Annotated in this window: 20 protein-coding genes; 6 read left to right on the forward strand and 14 right to left on the reverse strand. The window is 49.1% G+C overall.

Features of this window, described 5'->3' with window-relative positions:
* Positions 1-271: 271 nt before the first annotated feature.
* Together dadX and GC128_RS12210 are read right to left on the reverse strand one after the other, a co-directional pair.
* On the reverse strand, positions 272-1,345 hold the full coding sequence (gene dadX / locus GC128_RS12205) for a catabolic alanine racemase DadX (protein WP_151994535.1): 1,074 nt from the start codon (positions 1,343-1,345) through the stop codon (positions 272-274).
* Between the two features lie 20 nt (positions 1,346-1,365).
* The gene (locus tag GC128_RS12210) at positions 1,366-2,664 is read right to left on the reverse strand and encodes a D-amino acid dehydrogenase (RefSeq protein ID WP_151994536.1); all 1,299 of its coding nucleotides are present in this window, start codon (positions 2,662-2,664) and stop codon (positions 1,366-1,368) included.
* Between the two features lie 326 nt (positions 2,665-2,990).
* Between GC128_RS12210 and GC128_RS12215 the strand changes: the two genes are divergently transcribed.
* Positions 2,991-4,526, forward strand: coding sequence for a SpoVR family protein (locus GC128_RS12215; RefSeq protein WP_064546553.1), 1,536 nt, complete (start codon positions 2,991-2,993; stop codon positions 4,524-4,526).
* A gap of 64 nt (positions 4,527-4,590) precedes the next feature.
* Here GC128_RS12215 and fadR read toward each other — a convergent pair whose 3' ends face one another.
* Complete coding sequence (gene fadR / locus GC128_RS12220) at positions 4,591-5,310, reverse strand: fatty acid metabolism transcriptional regulator FadR (protein ID WP_064511836.1); 720 nt, start codon at positions 5,308-5,310, stop codon at positions 4,591-4,593.
* 298 nt (positions 5,311-5,608) lie between these two features.
* Between fadR and nhaB the strand changes: the two genes are divergently transcribed.
* The gene (gene nhaB / locus GC128_RS12225) at positions 5,609-7,174 is read left to right on the forward strand and encodes a Na(+)/H(+) antiporter NhaB (protein WP_151994537.1); all 1,566 of its coding nucleotides are present in this window, start codon (positions 5,609-5,611) and stop codon (positions 7,172-7,174) included.
* 144 nt (positions 7,175-7,318) lie between these two features.
* A complete protein-coding gene (gene dsbB, locus GC128_RS12230) occupies positions 7,319-7,849 on the forward strand; it encodes a disulfide bond formation protein DsbB (RefSeq protein ID WP_151994538.1) in 531 nt (176 codons plus the stop codon).
* 48 nt (positions 7,850-7,897) lie between these two features.
* Here the strand turns inward: dsbB and GC128_RS12235 are convergent, their stop codons facing one another.
* From GC128_RS12235 to GC128_RS12260, 6 genes are all read right to left on the reverse strand, one after another.
* Complete coding sequence (locus GC128_RS12235) at positions 7,898-8,134, reverse strand: putative hemolysin (protein ID WP_151994539.1); 237 nt, start codon at positions 8,132-8,134, stop codon at positions 7,898-7,900.
* A gap of 71 nt (positions 8,135-8,205) precedes the next feature.
* On the reverse strand, positions 8,206-8,382 hold the full coding sequence (ymcF, locus tag GC128_RS23365; RefSeq protein ID WP_134183199.1) for a cold shock small protein YmcF: 177 nt from the start codon (positions 8,380-8,382) through the stop codon (positions 8,206-8,208).
* Between the two features lie 95 nt (positions 8,383-8,477).
* Positions 8,478-8,924 (reverse strand): YcgN family cysteine cluster protein, encoded by a 447-nt coding sequence (locus GC128_RS12245; protein ID WP_064511840.1) that lies wholly within the window; start codon positions 8,922-8,924, stop codon positions 8,478-8,480.
* A gap of 90 nt (positions 8,925-9,014) precedes the next feature.
* Positions 9,015-9,674 (reverse strand): fumarylacetoacetate hydrolase family protein, encoded by a 660-nt coding sequence (locus GC128_RS12250; RefSeq protein WP_151994540.1) that lies wholly within the window; start codon positions 9,672-9,674, stop codon positions 9,015-9,017.
* Between the two features lie 78 nt (positions 9,675-9,752).
* Positions 9,753-10,820, reverse strand: coding sequence for a lytic murein transglycosylase (locus GC128_RS12255; RefSeq protein ID WP_151994541.1), 1,068 nt, complete (start codon positions 10,818-10,820; stop codon positions 9,753-9,755).
* Positions 10,821-10,895: 75 nt separating this feature from the next.
* Positions 10,896-11,171, reverse strand: a complete 276-nt coding sequence (locus tag GC128_RS12260) for a YcgL domain-containing protein (RefSeq protein WP_034455230.1) — start codon at positions 11,169-11,171, stop codon at positions 10,896-10,898.
* Between the two features lie 126 nt (positions 11,172-11,297).
* Between GC128_RS12260 and minC the strand changes: the two genes are divergently transcribed.
* From minC to minE, 3 genes are read left to right on the forward strand one after another with little or no spacing between them, the layout of a single operon-like run.
* On the forward strand, positions 11,298-12,005 hold the full coding sequence (gene minC, locus GC128_RS12265) for a septum site-determining protein MinC (RefSeq protein WP_151994542.1): 708 nt from the start codon (positions 11,298-11,300) through the stop codon (positions 12,003-12,005).
* A gap of 24 nt (positions 12,006-12,029) precedes the next feature.
* Positions 12,030-12,842 (forward strand): septum site-determining protein MinD, encoded by an 813-nt coding sequence (minD, locus tag GC128_RS12270; RefSeq protein WP_064511844.1) that lies wholly within the window; start codon positions 12,030-12,032, stop codon positions 12,840-12,842.
* Positions 12,843-12,845: 3 nt separating this feature from the next.
* Entirely contained in the window at positions 12,846-13,124 is a 279-nt protein-coding gene (minE, locus tag GC128_RS12275; RefSeq protein ID WP_034455225.1) for a cell division topological specificity factor MinE, read from the forward strand.
* A gap of 159 nt (positions 13,125-13,283) precedes the next feature.
* Here the strand turns inward: minE and rnd are convergent, their stop codons facing one another.
* The 5 genes from rnd to GC128_RS12300 form a co-directional block, all read right to left on the reverse strand.
* On the reverse strand, positions 13,284-14,405 hold the full coding sequence (rnd, locus tag GC128_RS12280; RefSeq protein WP_226812116.1) for a ribonuclease D: 1,122 nt from the start codon (positions 14,403-14,405) through the stop codon (positions 13,284-13,286).
* Positions 14,406-14,476: 71 nt separating this feature from the next.
* The gene (fadD, locus tag GC128_RS12285; RefSeq protein ID WP_151994543.1) at positions 14,477-16,162 is read right to left on the reverse strand and encodes a long-chain-fatty-acid--CoA ligase FadD; all 1,686 of its coding nucleotides are present in this window, start codon (positions 16,160-16,162) and stop codon (positions 14,477-14,479) included.
* A 203-nt stretch (positions 16,163-16,365) separates the two neighbouring features.
* Positions 16,366-16,968, reverse strand: a complete 603-nt coding sequence (locus GC128_RS12290; protein WP_064511847.1) for a Slp family lipoprotein — start codon at positions 16,966-16,968, stop codon at positions 16,366-16,368.
* Positions 16,969-17,013: 45 nt separating this feature from the next.
* A complete protein-coding gene (tsaB, locus tag GC128_RS12295; RefSeq protein WP_151994544.1) occupies positions 17,014-17,709 on the reverse strand; it encodes a tRNA (adenosine(37)-N6)-threonylcarbamoyltransferase complex dimerization subunit type 1 TsaB in 696 nt (231 codons plus the stop codon).
* Between the two features lie 71 nt (positions 17,710-17,780).
* The gene (locus GC128_RS12300; RefSeq protein WP_151994545.1) at positions 17,781-19,691 is read right to left on the reverse strand and encodes an ATP-dependent DNA helicase; all 1,911 of its coding nucleotides are present in this window, start codon (positions 19,689-19,691) and stop codon (positions 17,781-17,783) included.
* Positions 19,692-19,751 lie beyond the last annotated feature (60 nt).

The raw sequence follows: 19,751 nt of genomic DNA on the forward strand, positions 1-19,751 counted from the left end.
GGATTGGACTATGAAGGGGGTGTTGACATGTGTGTTAGAGGGTGAGTCGGGAGGCGTTGCGAGTACTTGTTTTTTTTTTTTTTTTTTAAAAGAAAAAGACGGCATACGAGATCTGGTGCGGTCTCGGGGGCGGGGAGATGTGTAAAAGAGACAAAAAAAGGGGTGGGCGGGGGAAAAGGAAAGAAGTTAAAAAAAAAAAAAATGGGGGGGGTAATGTAACTTCCCCGCCATACCAATACCGATGTGCTAAAGAGCGTTAATGCAACAATAATCAGGATGTTGTAACTACTGGTACGCGCGGCGCTAGAGCACACATTAATTCGTATCCCACCGTTCCCGCGGCATGAGCCACATCATCAATTTTCACCATGTTGCCCCACAGTTCGACCGGACTACCAATCCCGGCATTCGGGCAAGGCGTGAGATCTACGGTCAACATATCCATGGAAATGGCACCAACAGTGTGAGTCAGCACGCCGTCAACGCGCACTGGCGTGCCCGTCGGCGCGATACGCGGATAACCATCGGCATAACCACAGGCCACTACACCAATGCGCTGTTCACCGCTTGCCCGATAACGGCTGCCATAACCCACTGTATCGCCCGGTTTAAGATTCTGAACGCCAATAATTTCACTTTGTAGACTCATGACCGGTTGCAGGCCGCTGGTGGCAACATCACACCACTGCCCGCTCGGCGATGCGCCATACAAGATGATCCCTGGACGCACCCAGTCGAAATGCGCTTCCGGGTGCCACAGCGTTGCCGCCGAATTGGAGAGTGAACGCTGGCAATCTAAACCTTCAGCCGCCTGCTCTACCCGCTTCATTGGTTCAACAATGCCATCAGGTTGTTCTGCATCAGCAAAGTGCGCCATCAACGTAAGTTGACCGACGTTCGGGATAACACGCAGTTGCTGCCAGATAGAATGCACGCGGTCAGGGCTGAACCCGAGGCGGTTCATTCCGCTATTCATCTTCAGGTAAACATCCAGCGGTGCATTGAGTTTGGCATTAGCTAAAGCTTTTACCTGCCAGTTACTATGCAGGCTGGTGGTCAAACGATACTGGTCAAATAGCGGCAACTCGTCGGCATGGAAGAACCCTTCCAGCATCAAAATCGGTCCTTTCCAACCTAGCTCACGCAGCAGGATCGCCTCTTCAACATTAAGCATCGCGAAACCATCGGTTTCCCTTAACGACGACCAGATACGCTCAATTCCATGACCGTACGCATTCGCTTTAACCACCGACCAGACACGCGAATGAGGAGCGGCCTGGCGAACAACATTTAAATTGTTACGTAGCGCGCTAAGATTCAGCGTCGCAACAACAGGACGGGGCATTGTCCTCTCCTTGTTTAAATTTAATTATGAGCGTTATGCAAACGCTGCGAGCCCGTCGGGCTAAAACCTGGGGAGTAACGCGCAACCGCGAGATCGTCAAAGGGAATGGCGGGCGTTGTTCCTGAAATTAAGTCGCTGAGCATCTGGCCCGAGCCACAGGCCATCGTCCAACCCAGCGTGCCATGGCCGGTGTTGAGCCACAGGTTTTTAAACGGCGTGCGCCCGACTATCGGCGTGCCGTCTGGCGTCATCGGGCGCAGACCCGTCCAGAACGTAGCTTGCTCAACATGCCCTCCGCGCGGGTACAAATCACGAACCACCATTTCCAGGGTTTCGCGACGTGGTTGCAGCAACTCGGTGTTGAAACCGACAATTTCTGCCATCCCGCCAACGCGAATACGCTTGTCAAAACGCGTGATAGCAATTTTGTATGTCTCATCGAGAATAGTCGAAACAGGTGCGCCTTGCTCATCAGCAATGGGGATAGTCAGCGAATAACCTTTGAGTGGATAGACAGGAATATCAACGATATTTTTCAATAGGCCGGTGGAGTATGACCCGAAAGCAACGACGTAAGCATCGGCCTTTACGACTTCTTTGCCGCACTGCACGCCGTAAATGCTTTGGCCTTCGTACAACAGACGATCAACCGAAGTATTAAAGCGGAACTCAACGCCAGCCTCTGCTGCCATCTGAGCCAGGTTTTGTGTAAACAGCTGGCAGTCGCCAGTTTCATCATTCGGCAAGCGCAAGCCGCCCGTGAGCTTATGAGCTACATCAGCCAGGGCGGGTTCAACTTCGGCTAAACGGCTTGCCTCAAGCAATTGATATGGCACACCCGCATCTTCGAGTACTGCTATATCTTTGGCGGCATTTTCATACTGCTGGGCGGTACGGAACAGTTGTAGCGTGCCACCCTGACGGCCTTCGTACTGGATATTGGTGCTGTGGCGCAATTCCTTCAGGCAATCACGGCTGTATTCCGCAAGGCGCACCATGCGACCTTTGTTTTCCATATAGTGGCGCATATCGCAATTGCGCAGCATTTGCAGCATCCACTTAAGCTGAAATTGCGTGCCATCAAGGCTAATAGCGAGCGGTGCATGGCGCTGGAACATCCATTTAATCGCTTTAAGCGGCACACCGGGAGCCGCCCATGGGGCAGCGTAGCCCGGTGAAATTTGCCCGGCATTCGCCGCGCTGGTTTCCTGAGCAGGACCCGGCTCCCTGTCGATAACAGTGACATCATGCCCTGCCTGGCGTAAATACCAGGCGCTGCTGACACCCACTACACCACTACCCAGCACCACAACTCGCATATCCATTCCACCATTTAGCTAAAAGAATAATCTTCTGATTACAAATTGATAACTCAGATGAAAATGTTATTCAACATATGGCTTTGTTATAGTGACTTTCCTCACATCCTGCCCCGTTATCGCCGCATATCGATAATTAGAATCTCCTGCCTGGTAAAATATTTTCTACAAAATATTATGCTGCCTATTGAGTTAAACGCGGGGCATTGAAATACGTTAATCGCGTCGAAAAAATTTTGCTTGCCGCTGCTAAGTTTCAGGAGTTGTCTATTCTTGAAAGTGAGGCTTTCCATCCAGAGAGAGCCGCCAACAATGAGGGCGCGCTGATGGCTATTGTTACTGATTCCGCCACAAAGGATTCTAAACGTCTAAGTGATGGACCTGACTGGACGTTCGAGCTGCTTGATGTCTACCTCGCAGAGATAGACCGTGTTGCCAAACTCTATCGGCTGGAGACTTATCCTCATCAAATTGAAGTGATTACCTCCGAACAAATGATGGATGCGTATTCGAGCGTCGGGATGCCGATTAACTATCCGCACTGGTCGTTTGGTAAGAAATTCATTGAAACGGAGCGCTTGTATAAGCATGGTCAGCAGGGCCTGGCTTACGAGATTGTGATCAACTCCAATCCGTGTATCGCTTATTTGATGGAAGAAAACACCATCACTATGCAGGCGCTGGTGATTGCGCATGCTTGTTATGGGCATAACTCCTTCTTCAAAAACAACTATTTGTTCCGTAGCTGGACTGACGCCAGCTCGATTATCGATTACCTGATTTTCGCGCGTAAATACATTACTGAGTGCGAAGAACGTTATGGCGTGGACGAAGTGGAGCGCCTGCTCGACTCCTGCCATGCGCTGATGAATTACGGTGTTGATCGCTATAAACGCCCGCAAAAAATTTCGCTGCAAGAAGAGACTGCCCGGCAGAAAAGCCGCGAGGAGTATCTGCAAAGCCAGGTGAACACGCTGTGGCGCACGTTGCCACGTCGTGAAGAAGAAAAAACGGTCGCTGAAGCGCGTCGTTATCCTTCTGAGCCGCAAGAAAACCTGCTCTATTTTATGGAGAAGAATGCGCCGTTGTTGGAATCCTGGCAGCGTGAGATTTTGCGCATTGTGCGTAAGGTCAGCCAGTACTTCTATCCACAAAAACAGACACAGGTGATGAACGAAGGCTGGGCAACGTTCTGGCACTACACCATCCTTAACCATCTGTACGATGAAGGAAAAGTGACTGACCGCTTTATGCTTGAGTTCCTGCATAGCCATACCAATGTGGTATTCCAGCCACCGTACAATAGCCCTTGGTACAGCGGCATCAACCCGTATGCACTCGGTTTTGCCATGTTCCAGGACATCAAGCGAATTTGCCAGTCGCCAACGGAAGAAGACCGCTATTGGTTCCCGGATATTGCGGGTAAAGATTGGTTAGAGACACTGCATTTTGCGATGCGTGATTTCAAAGACGAGAGCTTTATTAGCCAGTTCCTATCACCAAAACTGATGCGTGATTTCCGCCTGTTTACCGTGCTGGATGACGACCGCAATAACTATCTGGAAATAGCGGCGATTCACAATGAGGAGGGTTATCGCAAGATTCGTGCTGAGCTTTCTGCACAGTACAATCTCAGTAACCTTGAACCTAATATTCAGGTCTGGAACGTTGATTTACGCGGCGACCGTTCGCTGACGTTGCGCTATATCCCGCATAACCGTGCTCCGCTAGATAAAGGGCGTCGCGAAGTTCTCAAGCATGTACATCGTTTGTGGGGCTTTGACGTAACGCTTGAACAGCAAAACGAAGATGGCAGCGTCGAGTTACTGGAACGTTGCCCACCGCGACTCAATAGCTTGTAAGCATAAAAAAACGCTTCCCAAAGGAAGCGTTTTTCATTTTACAGATGGTGATGACATGGCCAGATTAACGGGTGTGCATTGCCAAATCACCCGGTAGGTTTTTCTGCATCCGATGCCAGATTTCACCACTTTCACGCCCGTAGGTACGAACAGTATCAAATACCTGATCGTGCAAACCTTGTTGGCAAATTTCCGCCAGACGATGGTAGAAACCTAACGCCAGACTGCGCGCTTCCGGACTTGAGAAGTAGTGACGCCCGATGCGGGTATACAACCCTTTCATTCCATTGAGGATCAGCCCGTAAATCGGGTTCCCGGAAGCAAAAGCCAGACCACGGAAAATGTTGTAATCAAGCTTAGCGAACGCATCAGCGTGATCTTCAACGCTGTTTGCGGTAGCCAACACTTCTTGCGCTTTATCCGGATGCTGGCGAACAGCAGTACGAATAAAGATAGTGGAAATGTTAGTTCGCACTGACAGCAGGTTATCAATCAACTGCGGCACGCTGTCATGATCGAGACGCGCCAAAGTTTCCAGAATGTTTAAACCGGAGGTTTCCCAGAAGTTATTCACTTTGGTCGGCTTGCCATGCTGAATCGTTAACCAGCCATCACGCGCCAGGCGCTGAAGCACCTCGCGCAATGTGGTACGGGTCACACCGATTAGCTCAGATAACTCACGCTCAGCAGGAAGAATTGTTCCCGGAGCAAAGCGGTTATTCCAGATACTTTCGATGATGTATTCTTCCGCGAAACCCGCCGGGCTCTGCGCCTTAATGACCATAGTATGCTTTCCATTACACAGGTTTTGCTAAAGAGACTCATCATACCAGATGCCATGCGGCGCAGGTAGCAGCGAGGGCCGCCAAATTTGGAATCATGGTTTAATTTTGCAGAGCATCGCACAACCAAAGAATATTCCTATACCTTGATTGATATCTTATGCGCAGGTAACCTGAAACAACTCAATTGACGCAACTTTATCTTTATCCGAAATATTTCTGTTTTAAGTTTTGGGGAGAAAGCATCACCTCGCCAGCACTGTGAGATATTACGGATAACTGGAGCATGAAAATTCTACGATGGAAATGTCTACGGGGCGTGCGCTTTTTCGCAACTTTTTAGGTCAGTCACCTAATTGGTATAAGCTGACTTTACTGACTTTCTTAGTCATAAATCCTTTAATATTCTGGTTCGTTAGTCCATTCGTTGCAGGCTGGATGTTGGTTGCCGAGTTTATATTCACTCTGGCAATGGCTCTGAAATGTTATCCGCTACTACCTGGCGGGTTGCTGGCTATTGAAGCCGTGTTCATTGGAATGACAACGCCAGACCATGTACGCACAGAAATTGCATCAAATCTTGAAGTGTTGCTGCTACTGATATTTATGGTTGCGGGCATCTATTTCATGAAACAGCTCCTGCTGTTGGTGTTTACCAAACTCCTGCTCGGCATTCGCTCAAAGATTCTGCTCTCCCTCGCATTTTGTATCGCAGCCGCATTTTTATCGGCCTTCCTCGATGCTCTTACCGTTGTCGCTGTTATCATCAGCGTGGCGGTTGGCTTCTATGACATCTACCACCGCGTCGCGTCGGCTGGTGATCTTGAAGATGGTATTCAGGATGACACCCAACTTGATTCCGACACTCGCAGCACACTCGAGCAATTCCGCGCTTTTCTACGTAGCCTGATGATGCATGCCGGTGTGGGCACCGCGCTGGGTGGTGTGATGACGATGGTCGGCGAGCCGCAAAACCTGATTATTGCGAAAAATGCTGGCTGGCACTTTGGCGATTTCTTCCTGCGTATGGCTCCGGTGACCATTCCGGTTCTTATCTGCGGCTTACTCACCTGTGTATTGCTGGAGTCCACTAAAATACTCGGTTACGGTGAGAAACTGCCAGAAAAGGTACGTGGGATTTTGCAAGACTACGACACTAAAAGTGCGCAAAAACGCACCCGTCAGGATCGTGTAAAACTGATCGTTCAGGCACTGATTGGTTTCTGGCTGGTGATTGCTCTGGCACTCCATTTAGCCGAAGTAGGGTTAATTGGCCTATCAGTGATTATTTTTGCCACCTCATTATGTGGTGTGACTGATGAGCACCAGATAGGCAAAGCCTTTACCGAAGCGCTGCCGTTTACCGCCCTGCTTACCGTGTTCTTTGCCGTAGTCGCCGTGATAATTGACCAGCATCTGTTTACACCTGTTATTCAGTTTGTATTGCAGGCCGAACCACATTCGCAACTGGCGCTGTTCTATTTATTTAACGGCATCCTTTCATCGATTTCCGATAACGTGTTTGTCGGCACCGTCTATATCAACGAAGCGAAAACTGCACTAACCAGCGGCATTATTGACCTCAAGCAGTTTGAGTTACTGGCAGTGGCGATTAACACCGGCACTAACTTGCCGTCAGTTGCTACACCAAATGGCCAGGCAGCCTTCTTATTCCTTCTCACATCCGCGCTGGCACCGCTGATTCGGCTTTCTTATGGCCGTATGGTGCTGATGGCTCTACCGTATACGCTGGTATTGACCATCGTTGGATTGTTAGGTGTTGAATTTAGCCTGGTACCCGCAACCGAATGGATGCTGCATGCCGGCTGGATTTCATCACCGTTGATGAACGCCATACCGCATTAAGTTATTCTAACGGGCGGTATAGCGCCCGTTTACCTTATTTGTCTGAATAACATTCAATTAGCGTGTTATTTTGATGTGCGTACTGGCGCAGAAATCGAATTCGTTTACACTGCCGACTCAACGCATGCTGCAGGGATACTGATTATGTTGCGATATTTAAACCAATGCTCCCGTGGGCGCGGTGCCTGGCTTCTACTGGCATTAACAGCCTTTGCCCTGGAAATAGTGGCATTGTGGTTCCAGCACGTAATGATGCTGAAACCTTGTGTTATGTGTATTTACGAGCGTTGCGCACTGTTTGGCATTATGGGTGCAGGGATAGTCGGTGCCATTGCGCCTAAAACACCGCTGCGTTATGCCGGAATTGCGCTTTGGATCTACAGTGCAGGGAAAGGTCTGCAATTAGCGTGGGAACACACCATGCTTCAGCTTCACCCTTCCCCGTTTGTGACTTGTGACTTTGCAGCACGTTTCCCTAGCTGGTTGCCGCTTGATAAGTGGATGCCGTCAGTGTTTGTGGCAACAGGTGACTGTTCTGTACGTCAGTGGGCATTTCTGTCGCTGGATATGGTGCAGTGGTTAGTGGGGATTTTTGCTGTCTTCCTGCTGATTGCCGTTCTGGTGTTAGTTGCTCAACCTTTCAAGCCAAAACGTCGCGATCTGTTCGGCCGCTAATCTCATCTTGCAGAAATAAAAAAACCGCCTCGGCGGTTTTTTTTATTATTAGTGGTCGCGACGATAAAGCGTCCACTGATCTATTCGCTCGCCACTTGGCAATATGCAATCGCCACGCTCACCCAGATCGGTTTTCACCGTTCTCAATTCACCGCCTTTGTCTTTGCAGTAAACTGACGCAGGGTTCGGCATGCCGATAACCTGCGGCGGTTTAGGTGCCACGGGCTCAGGCGATGAACAGCCGCTGAGGATGATTGCCCCAATTAGTAATGTTATTTTTTTCATTATTCCTCCGTTATGGAGGCTGAATGTTAACAGTGCAGAAGTGGGGAAAGCAAAACCAGCGCAATTCGCTCTTAGCGAGCAGCTACACTATATTGATGAATCGCACTCATCGGACGATGAAGAAGGTGCATCCCTGATTTACAGAAGATACAAACAGCGCCATGGGGATTTGTTTCTCGGACATCGTAAGGGGAGGTGCGATACTGTGAACCGCCACATGACGGACACTTAAATGTTAAATACTGGATAAAAACCTACTTTTATTTGTTATTGAAAGAACACCGTATCATAAAGATTTCGTTTTGTACGATTTATTTTTGTGATCTTTCTCGAAGCTGGTGGTTTAGTCTGCCCACTCAGGTTTGTTTAATATATGATCTTGCCAGTCAGTCACTTCTGACTCTTTCACTGCAATATGGCGCACAGAAATGCGTTCACCATGCATTGCGGCTTTTGAACCTGTCAACAAGGGATGCCATACCGGTAAGTCCTTGCCTTCAGCCAATAGGCGGTACGCGCATGAGTGCGGTAACCACTCAAAGGTTGGCAAGTTATCACGAGTCAACTTGATGCAGTCTGGCTCATACTCAAAGCGGCGTTCGTAGTTTTTACACTGACAAGTTTTGATGTTTAATTGCTTACAGGCGACGTTGGTGAAGTAAATTTCATCCGAGTCTTCATCCATCAATTTATGCAGACAGCACTGGCCGCAGCCATCACAAAGTGATTCCCACTCTGTGTCACTCATTTCGTCAAGAGTTTTGCGCTGCCAGAACGGTGCTGTAGTCATGATGTTTGTCCGGTAATAAAAAAACAAGCGCACCTTATAAACAGTCTGAGCCGCAGATGCAAGTTTTGCCGCCCTCAGGCGGCAAATTGATTATAGAACGCGGGTGGTCAAGTTGCGGTCTGCGAAGCTGACTTCGAGTTCGTCGCCACTCACAAGCGGCCCCACACCTTCCGGTGTTCCGGTCAGGATCACATCACCGGCTCGCAAGGTGAAAAAGCGGCTCATATAAGCAATCAAAGGCACGATTTTATGGATCATGTCTGAAGTACTGCCCTGCTGGCGAACTTCGCCATTGATCTTTAATGCAATAGGCGTATTTTGCGCATCGCAGTTAAACTCGCTGGCTGGAATAAACCCAGAAATCGGGCAGGAATTGTCAAACCCCTTCGCTTTTTCCCAGGGTTGGCCCGCTTTTTTTAATTTCCCCTGCAAGTCACGAAGCGTGAGATCAAGCGCTATACCATATCCTGCAATGGCCTTAGTAACATGCTCATCTGTAGCCTGTCTAAGCGTAGATCCAATCAGAATCGCAAGCTCAACTTCATGATGCACCGACCCCAGACCTTGGGGTAGAACCAGCGGCTGGCGAATATCACACAACGCGCTTTCGGGTTTAATAAACAACACCGGCTCTTCCGGCGTTGCACTGCCCATCTCTTTGATATGTTTTGCGTAGTTACTGCCTACACACACTACTTTGCTGACCGGAAAATCCAGCAGCGCACCCTGCCAGTTATGATGCTGATACATGCCTTTCCTCTGCGTCGTTGTGTTAATTACCTTTGATACTAGAGAAAAAAATCGCGGCTGAATACCGACGTGTAAGAGTTATTGTGCAATCGCATCTGCCATAGTACCGATGCTTATCGCAAAGTAGTAAGAGCGGTTCCAGTGCATGATGGTACGAAAGTTATTGTAGACAAGGAACGAGCGCCCCAAATTGTCATCAGGCGTGATAATCCAGGCTTTTTGCGTAGGTGGAGGTGGTTTGGTTGCGTCTTTTAACGTGATTCCTAATTTTTGCCATTGGCTGACTGTTTTACCCTGATCTGTTTTGGTTCCGGCAAGCGTGCTATCGAAACCTTCGGGAAGCGTGACTTCTCTGCCCCATTCTCCGCCCGCCTTCCAGCCTTCAGTCTCCAGATAATTAGCGGTTGAAGCAAAAACGTCACTGGTGTTAGTCCAGATATCAACTTTCCCATCACCATCGCCATCCGCGCCATAGCGCAAATAGGAACTTGGCATAAACTGGCTTTGCCCCATTGCCCCCGCCCATGAACCTTTCAGCTCTTGCACGGTAATATGGCCCTGGTCGAGAATTTTTAATGCAGCCATCAGCTCTTTGGTAAAGAACGCTTCACGCCGCCCTTCAAATGCCAGCGTTGCCAGCGCAGAAATAATGTCCTCTTTACCCTGAATTTCACCAAAATGGCTTTCCATCGCCCACAAAGCAACGATGTACTGACTTTGTACGCCAGTACGATTGCTGATGGCTTCTAATTCATTTCGGTGCTGCTGATACTGCGCGCGTGCTTGTTCAATCTTTTGTGGCGTAATGACCCGAGACAAATACTCATCCAGCATGATTTTCTTTTCGAGCTGGCTCTGGTCGGATTTGATGACCCGATCAACAAAATGAATGCTAGCGAATGCGTTGCTGATGGTGCTATCGCTAATTCCCTGGAGGCGGGCTTGTTCTTTTAGTGTCTCAACAAAGGCTGGGAATTCGGCGGGGTTTCGCCCTTGCTGCGCAAGCGTTGTAGGCGCAGGTGTAGTCTCTGGCTGCGTCGCAACTGAGGGATTAACAATGGATTGCGCCTGCTCGTCAGAACATAGCGCGCTAAAACTAGTCAACATAAAGGTGATGACGGTTAAACAAATTGCTGGAGTGTTCATCTTTTTCCCCGCGGTTATTTGTTCTAAATATCATCTACCTTTATGTTCAGGAAAGATTTGGCAGTAGTCTGAAACTTATTTTTTCGGACTGTTTTCGAGATGCATTTTTAACAAACTTTCAGGCGGTGGTGGCAATTGTAAATAATAGCCAACATCTTTGAGAGCTTGTTTTACTTTATCAAAATCAGCATTAGCCAGTTTTTTACTCCCATCAAGCGGTAATACCATTGCCAATTGTGGGGTACCAAAACCTTTCATCAATTCTTCAGGTACGCGTGAGAAATCGTCTTTTTTTTCGACATAAAGATAAGTTTGGTCACGTTTACTACTTCTGTAGATCACACAAAACATTTTTTTTACTCTATTTTCGCCAGATGGTGGCTTGCCTGAATATATCTGTGACTATAACATGCCAGATGTACTTCGGAATATCGTCCCACACAGGTGGGGATTAAAACTGAATTGAGTAAGGCCAGGATGTCAAACACGCCAATCGAGTTAAAAGGCAGCAGTTTTACCTTATCAGTGCTTCATTTACATGATGCACAACCCGAAGTCATTCTCCAGGCCCTTCAGGACAAAGTATCCCAGGCTCCGGCCTTTCTGAAAAATGCACCAGTGGTGGTGAATGTTGCCAGCCTCGATGGTTCAGTTAACTGGAAGAAAGTCCAGCAAGCGGTAGTTTCTTCCGGTTTGCGAGTAGTCGGTATAAGTGGTTGTAAAGACGAAGCTTTGAAGAGGGAAATTGAACTCGCTGGCTTGCCACTTCTGACTGAAGGGAAAGAAAAGAATTCGCGTTCCAGGGCCACTCCCGCTGAGGTTGCGGCGCCAGTAGAACCAATTGTTAATCTGATCACAAAAACGCGTTTGATTGATGCCCCGGTTCGTTCCGGTCAGCGCATTTATGCGCCAAACTGTGATTTGATTATCACCAATCACGTCAGTGCCGGTGCAGAACTTATAGCAGATGGTAATATTCATGTTTACGGCATGATGCGTGGCCGTGCTCTGGCGGGCGCCAATGGCGATCGTGATGCACAAATATTCTGTACTAATCTTGCTGCTGAGCTGGTCTCAATAGCGGGAGAATACTGGCTAAGTGAACAAATACCAGCCAATTATTATGGGAAAGCGGCGCGCCTGAGTTTGGCGAGCGGTGCTCTCTCCGTTCAATCTTTGAATTAAGCCCTTTTAACAAGGAATTCCTTTATGGCACGCATTATTGTTGTTACGTCGGGTAAAGGGGGCGTCGGTAAGACCACGTCCAGCGCGGCCATCGCTACGGGCTTGGCCCAAAAGGGAAGAAAAACCGTCGTTATCGATTTTGATATTGGCCTGCGTAACCTGGATTTAATCATGGGTTGCGAGCGCCGCGTGGTATACGACTTCGTTAACGTTATTCAAGGCGATGCCACATTAAATCAGGCGTTGATCCGAGATAAGCGCACCGAGCAACTCTACATTCTTCCAGCATCGCAGACCCGCGATAAAGATGCCCTTACCCGCGAAGGTGTGGCGAAGGTACTCGAAGATCTGAAAAATATGGACTTTGAGTTTATCGTTTGCGATTCACCTGCAGGTATCGAAACAGGCGCATTAATGGCGCTATATTTTGCTGATGAAGCAATTATCACGACTAACCCTGAAGTTTCATCAGTGCGCGATTCAGACCGCATCCTCGGCATTCTTTCTTCAAAATCTCGTCGTGCCGAAAACGGTGAATCGCCAATTAAAGAACACCTGCTGTTAACTCGCTACAACCCGGGCCGTGTAAACCGCGGCGACATGCTAAGCATGGAAGATGTGCTGGAAATACTGCGCATTCCATTGGTCGGAGTTATTCCTGAAGATCAATCTGTGCTGCGTGCTTCAAACCAGGGTGAGCCGGTCATTCTTGACCAGGAGGCTGACGCTGGTAAGGCTTATGCAGATACTGTTGAGCGTCTGCTTGGCGAAGATCGCCCTTTCCGCTTCATTGAAGAAGAGAAGAAAGGCTTCCTCAAACGCCTGTTCGGAGGATAAGTTATGGCATTACTAGACTTTTTTCTCTCACGGAAAAAGAACACAGCCAACATTGCAAAAGAACGTCTGCAAATTATCGTCGCAGAGCGTCGCCGTGGTGATAGTGAACCTCATTATTTGCCGCAGCTAAAACGCGATATTCTGGAAGTCATTTGCAAATATGTAAAAATCGATCCTGAGATGTTAACAGTCGTTCTCGATCAAAAGGATGACGATATTTCTGTTCTGGAGCTTAACGTCACATTGCCAGAAACTCAGGAAGCAACAACCAAATCCGCGTAATACATTTTACGTAATAAGCCTCCTGGAATTATCCCGGAGGCTTATTTATTTTTACGCAATGACAATTTTTAATGCAGACTATTCTTAAAGGTTAGTGGGTATATTCAATTATCACCTGGTAAAAACCCTGTAATTATTCCCAGTAACCTTCAGCAAATATTAAAAATCAGCTAGCAACGTTTTTAAAGCTTCACCCATTACACGTCCACGCCAGCCACTGATTAATTCCGGCTGTGTAGTCTGGGTTTTTAATTGCCAATGCCAATTCAGCAACTGGTTAATTTGTCGGCGTGAAGCGAGTAACTCTACGCTTAAACCACAAGTTTCACTCACCTGCTGAACCAGCGCTTTGATAGCTTTAAATACGCGGCGATAACCCGGCATATCAACCAGATTAGTCAGTGGTTCAGGTAGTTCATCATCAGATAACGCCTGGGCCTCAACAACCAACCCCAACAGCGTTTTACCATGAAAACGAATTTCACTGCCGCTCAGGCCAAGATGTTCAAGTTCACCTAACGATCCCGGCATATAGCGTGCAACCTGCCAGAGGTGTTCTTCGCGTACGACGAAGTTAACCGCCATATCACGCTCACGCGCTTTACGCAGACGCCACGATGCCAGTTTTTTCAGGCAAGCTAACTGGCGCGTTCTTAACTGCCATGCGTTACCAATTTCACGCCAGGCTTCTTCAGGGTCGAGAACATCCTGACGACGTGAGGCCATCAGATTACATTCATCCAGGGCCGCTTCCATCCAGCCCGCGGCTTGTGTCTCTTCCATCAACTTGTGCGCAATAGGCAACAGATAGAGTACATCAGCGGCAGCATAATCACACTGACGTTCAGTCAGAGGACGTGCCAGCCAGTCGGTGCGGGATTCACTTTTATCCAGCGCAATCCCGGTAAACGACTCAACAATGGTGGCAAAACCACAAGAGAGTGGACGCCCGCTAAAGGCCGCCAGAATTTGTGTATCAATAAACGGGTCAGGCAACATGCCGAACGCGTTGAGGAACACTTCAAGGTCTTCGCTGCCAGCGTGCAGGAATTTAATCACCGCAGTGTCTTGCAACAACGTTTTGAATGGCGACCAATCAGAAATCGTCAGCGGGTCGATAAGTGAAGCGGTTTCCCCGTCGTACAGCTGGATCAAACCCAGTTGCGGGTAGTATGTCCGAGTACGAACAAATTCAGTATCCAGCGCAATAGCCGGAAATTGACGTGCAGCCTCACAAACGGTAGCCAGGCCTTCGTCGGTAGTAATCATTTGGTAAGTCAAATTCAGTTCTCTTAGGTTTGCGCCCATAAAAAACGCCGGCTGAACCGGCGTTAGGGCGACTGACTCGGAGCTCAGGCGTTATTGTTGCCTTTACTGACCGATTCGTCACGTAGTTCTCGTCGTAATATTTTGCCAACGTTCGATTTTGGCAGCTCTTCGCGGAACTCCACCAGCTTAGGCACTTTGTAGCCAGTAAGATGGCGGCGGCAAAAAACAATCAGCGCTTCTTCGGTGAGCGATGCATCTTTTTTCACGACGAAGATTTTTACCGCCTCACCAGAAGCACCGCTCGGAACACCAACAGCGGCAACTTCGAGCACACCACTATGTTGCATAACGACATCTTCAATTTCGTTCGGATAGACGTTAAAGCCTGAGACCAGAATCATATCTTTTTTGCGATCGACGATGCGCATAAAGCCCTCGTCATCCATCACCGCAATATCACCGGTACGCAACCAGCCGTCTTGCAGAATTTCATCCGTTGCATCCGGACGTTGCCAGTAACCCAACATCACCTGTGGACCTTTGACGCACAGCTCCCCTGGTTCTCCTGCCGGGACTTCTTCACCTTCATCGTCGATGAGTTTTACTTCGGTGGAAGGTACTGGCAAACCGATACTGCCGCTGTGGTAATCCATATCGTGGGGATTGGCGCTCACTAATGGGGCACACTCGGTCAGACCGTACCCTTCAAGCAGGAAGCGCCCTGTTAGTTTTTCCCAACGTTCGGCTACCACTTGCTGCACAGGCATACCGCCACCCGCGGAAAGGTGCAGGCTTGAAAAATCGAGCTGCTGGAATTCTTTGTTGTTCAGCAGCGCATTAAACAGCGTGTTTACACCAGTCATTGCGGTAAATGGATATTTAGCCAACTCTTTAACCAGCCCCGGAATGTCACGTGGGTTGGTAATTAGCAAATTCTGTCCGCCAAGTTCAATAAATAGCAGGCAGTTCATCGTCAGAGCGAAGATGTGGTAGAGCGGCAATGCGGTAACAACCAGCTCTTTGCGTTCAAATAGTAGCGGGCTGTAGGCCGCTCTAACTTGTTCAAGATTCGCTAACATATTGCGGTGTGTCAGCATCGCCCCTTTGGCAACCCCCGTCGTCCCGCCGGTATATTGCAGGAATGCGAGGTCATCGTTGATTATTTCAGGCTTGATGTACTGAAGACGGTAGCCATGTTGCAAAGCACTACGGAATGAAATGGCATCAGGTAGATGGTATTTCGGTACCAGACGTTTGATGTACTTAACAACAAAGTTAACCAACGTACCTTTTGCCGCAGAGAGCTGATCGCCCATACGCGTCAAAATAACGTGCTTAACCTGGGTCTTTTCGACTACTTTTTCGAGGGTGTGAGCGAAGTTCGAGACAATCACAATCGCACTGGCACCGCTGTCATTAAGCTGATGCTCAAGCTCACGCGGTGTGTAAAGTGGGTTAACATTCACCACCACCATACCCGCGCGCAGAATACCAAACAGCGCGACCGGATACTGCAACAGGTTCGGCATCATTAACGCAACACGGTCGCCCTTTTGCAGGCCCAGACCCTGTTGTAAATACGCAGCAAACGCACGGCTCCGCTCTTCCAGTTTACGGAACGTCATCACTTCGCCCATGTTCATGAATGCAGGCTGATCGGCGTAACGTGCCGTTGCTTGCTCAAACATATCAACCAGGGACTGATAACGGTCAGGATTTATCTCAGCCGCAACATCAGCTGGGTAGCGGTTAAGCCAAACCTTCTTCAAGGATCCACCTCTGAATTTAATATTCGTCGTCATCACAACCCCAATATATAAACACGCCGTTAACATAATATTAACTCAGCGTACCAGTTTATTAATTAGACTGATTTAAGGTTGCGAAGCGCATCACTAATTATTTTTATTCCATGATAAAACGAAGAGACAGCGGACATGCCGCTGCCTCTTCGTTTCAGTAAAGCAATTTGTTACTCAGTTACGATTGTCTGCACCTGTGCAGGGCCTGGATTATACCATCCGCCGCCCCACATACCGCCATAGCCGTAACGACCACGATAAGGATACGGCCCGCCCCAGAACCACGGGTCTATCGGTTGTGGTGGCATTACCACTTGTTGAGTGACACGCCAGCGTTTATAGCCATTCACCTGCATCACCATAAACTTGTACGCACTCTCACCCACTTTACCTTCAACTACACCAGTAATTGGGCCAACCACGGTTATCAACTGACCGCGGAAGTCTACAGGGTCGAGGAAACCGTTTACATCCGCGTAGATACGCCCTTTGGAAGGCTCACCTAACTCCGGACGCGCACCTTCATCGAGATTAACGGTGGCAATTTCCAGCCTTGTTCTGCCCTGCTTGTTATCAATATTCACCACTCGCCCACCGAAGCGTGCTTCTTGCCCGATATAGAGCTGTGGTGCATTCATCACCCGGACTAAATCTTGTTGAGGCATGGCGCTGGTGCCTTTTATGGCATCAGGTATGCTGACGCAACCGCTAAGCACAATGACTGCCGCGATGGCTAAAACCCGGGTAACAATCCTGACATGTAAACCAGCCATATCCTTTCTCCTTAACGCAATTTCGCTTCACGAAAACGTCGGGAACTACTCTCTGCCAGGCAGTTTCTTCCAGGTCACTTCATTGCGCAGATAAACCGGTTCGGCATGTTCAACCGCAACTGTCTGTCCGGCATTCAATGCCTGAATCGCCAAAGGCAACATATCTTCCGCCGCAGGCAAGGTGACTTCTCCATCATGGATGACCAGTTCACTGCCCTGAGCCATATCCGGCCAGGCCTGCCAACCCGTTCCAACAGTAGCCCACTCACCCTGTAGTTGTTTCAACCGCTCAGCAACCGCTTCAGGTTTTAATACCGCTTCAGTTTCTTCACCGTGCCAGACACCATTTTCATCACGCTGATATTCAGCCCAATAAACCTCCCCCATACGTGCGTCAATTGCGGCCAGCACACGGGTAGCGCCCGTCACACGCCATGCACCTTGCGCCATGGTGGCAAGTGTTGATATGCCAATCATCGGCAATTCAGCACCCAAGGCCAGCCCTTGCGCAATACCAATACCTATGCGCACGCCGGTAAAACTACCAGGACCACGGCCATAAGCAAGGGCGTTCAATGCGGTCAGACCAACGCCCCCTTCATTGAGAATTTCGCGGACAAGCGGCAATATGCGTTGGGTATGTTCACGTGGGCAGAGTTCGAAACGGGCACAGGAAGTCCCCTCGTTATACAGGGCAACCGAACAAGCTTCTGTCGCGGTGTCGATGGCTAAAATTCGCATGATTTGCCAACCTCTGGCGGTAATAAGTAGGGTCAAAAATCGGCGCGCATCATACCATAGCCTGGCACAAATTACTGCGCCGGACGGAAGTTAAGAAACTCAACTGCCCGATTTATATCCCGCGTGCGCGGCGTTGGTGGCAGGCTATTGAGGAATACTGCACCGTAGGGACGCATCACCAGACGGTTATCGCAAATCACTAACACACCGCGGTCATCGACATCACGAATTAAGCGGCCTACGCCCTGTTTTAAGGTGATAACAGCATCAGGAAGTTGCACATCCTCAAAGGGATCTCCACCACGCAGACGGCAATCCTCCATGCGCGCTTTCAGCAGCGGATCGTCAGGTGAGGTAAACGGCAGTTTGTCGATAATCACTAGGGAGAGCGCATCACCGCGCACATCAACGCCTTCCCAGAAGCTACTGGTTGCCACCAGCAAGGCATTACCGGCATCGACAAACTGCTGCAATAGCTGTCCTTTGCTGGTCTCACCTTGCAGTAAAACTGGCAGCGTCATGGTGGCGCGAAATTGTTCTGCTAAATCGCGCATCATCGAGTGAGATGTGCACAGCATGAAGCAACGACCATTGTTGGCTTCAATTAGCGGCTTGAGCATTTTGGCAAGATGCCTGCCAGCTGCCGGTTGGTTGGGGGTCGGTAGCCCGCGTGGCACACACAATAATGCCTGGCTGGCGTAATCAAACGGACTGGCTAGTAACAGCGTATCTGCGTTAGCGATCCCCAGACGTTCAGTAAAGTGGCTAAGTTGATCATTTACTGAAAGCGTTGCCGAAGTGAAGATCCAGGTTCCTGCTTTCTGGCTGATCACTTCATGGAATTTATCGGCCACCGACAACGGTGTCAGAGCAAGTGTGAAGTTACGCGCATTGCATTCATACCAGTAGCTATAGCCGGGTGTATCAACCTCTTTGAGTCGCTTGATACGCCCGCGTAAAATCACTGCCCGCTCAAATGCCGCATCCAATAATGCGGAGCGGCCAAGTGAAAGTTTTGCGACGTCGTAGCAAAGTTCAAGCGCGTCATCAAGTAGCAGCAAGGCCCGTTGAATTGACGGTTCAGCCAGTAATTCACGTAAGTTTCCGCGATAGCCGGGATCGCCCATTTGCAGACGAAAATCTTGTGTGCTCTGCGCCAGACGGTCAGCGCTTTTTTGCAATTGCTGCGCATCACGCACTTCTGTGCGATAGGCAATTGAGATGTCTTTGGCTATATCGAGCAACTGGCGGCTTGAGACTGATTGGCCGAAATATTGGCTGGCGATATCGGGGATTTGGTGCGCTTCATCGAAAATCATCACTTCGGCCTCGGGAATAAGTTCACCGAAACCGCCCTCTTTCACCACCATATCGGCCAGAAAGAGATGGTGGTTCACTACCACCACATCCGAATCCATGGCTTTTTTACGCGCTTTAACTACGAAACAATCTTTGTAGAGCGGGCAATCTTGCCCAAGACAGTTATCGTTGGTACTTGTGACCATTGGCCAAACGGCTGAGTCTTCAGCAACACTTGCGCAAGTGCTGATATCTCCATCAACGGTTTCAATCGCCCAGCCACGCAGTTTAACGATATCGCTCAGCGTCTGGACTTGAAGATCACCACCCGCCAACGCATTTTGCTCCAGGCGCTCAAGACACAAATAGTTAGATCGCCCTTTAAGTAGCGCCAGCCGCCCTTTGAAATCGAGTGCTTTTGCAACGGTGGGTAAATCACGGGAAAAAAGCTGATCTTGCAAAGCTTTTGATCCAGTCGAGATAATGACTTTTTTGCCTGAACGCAGAGCCGGGGCCAGGTAAGCGTAGGTTTTACCGGTGCCTGTACCTGCTTCCACCACCAGCTCTCGTCCGGAAGTAATAGCTTTAGTGACGGCTTGTGCCATCTGGCGTTGCGGTTCACGCGGTTTAAAACCTTTTATCGCCGTGGCGAGTTGGCCATCTGCTGCAAAATCGTCTGTCACAATACCCCCTGGGTTTATTGACAGTGATTATGTCAGTGTGAGCGGTGTTAATCCAGCAAG

The sequence above is a fragment of the Buttiauxella massiliensis genome (assembly GCF_902500225.1).
GTDB lineage: Bacteria > Pseudomonadota > Gammaproteobacteria > Enterobacterales > Enterobacteriaceae > Buttiauxella > Buttiauxella massiliensis.